The following is a 756-nucleotide window of genomic DNA, read 5'->3' as shown; positions in this document are numbered from 1 at the left end:
CCTGAAAACGTGCACCCTCAGAAACTGACTGAGCTGCGGTTTAGACGAAGCAAGTCCCCGGTGCAACCTCTTCGAAAGCATGCCCCTGGGGGCGACGTTTTTGATCATGTGCAGGTCGAATATGAACGACTGCGAAGGAAACGAGTGAAGCGCTGTCGCCAGGGAGCGTTGGCCAGGTAGGTTGCCATTCAATTTGAAGCCTGCGCCCTTAAGACAGTTGAACGAACGCAGGAACCTGTATCCATCTGTGATCGTGACGGTAAGATGGGACGAGTGATTTCTATGTGTTCAATCCACTCTTTCGAGCCGGATTGAGCTGCCAAACTCTCTCAGTCTCCATGCTCGACGACATCAAAAAAACCCTCTGGGCCACCGCCGACAAGTTGCGCGCCAACATGGACGCCGCCGAATACAAGCACCTGGTGCTCGGCCTCATCTTCGTCAAATACATCTCTGACACCTTCGCCGCCCGCCGGGCCGAGCTGACGGCCCGCCTCACCAACCCCGACGACGAATACTTCTACGGCGACGCCGACCCCGCCGACATCGAAGCTGAGCTGGAAGACCGCGACTATTACAAAGAGGTCAACGTCTTCTGGGTGCCCGAAGGCGCACGGTGGGAGGCACTGCGCAACGCCGCCAAGCAGCCCGACATCGGCAAGCGCATTGACGACGCCTTGACCCACATCGAGGTCGAGAACCCCAAGCTCAAAGGCAATGCAACTGCCGTGCAGCGCAAGCTTCACGGCTTCGAGT

General features: G+C 57.7%; 1 protein-coding gene. It reads left to right on the top strand.

The window, feature by feature from the left end; genetic code table 11:
* Positions 1-338: 338 nt before the first annotated feature.
* Positions 339-756: type I restriction-modification system subunit M N-terminal domain-containing protein (locus tag K9U40_RS23140; protein ID WP_282892421.1), on the top strand; the 418-nt coding region annotated here is incomplete at its 3' end.

This window comes from Xanthobacter autotrophicus, from assembly GCF_030015065.1.
GTDB classification, from domain to species: domain Bacteria; phylum Pseudomonadota; class Alphaproteobacteria; order Rhizobiales; family Xanthobacteraceae; genus Xanthobacter; species Xanthobacter autotrophicus_D.
This window is presented reverse-complemented; position numbering and strand designations above follow the sequence as displayed.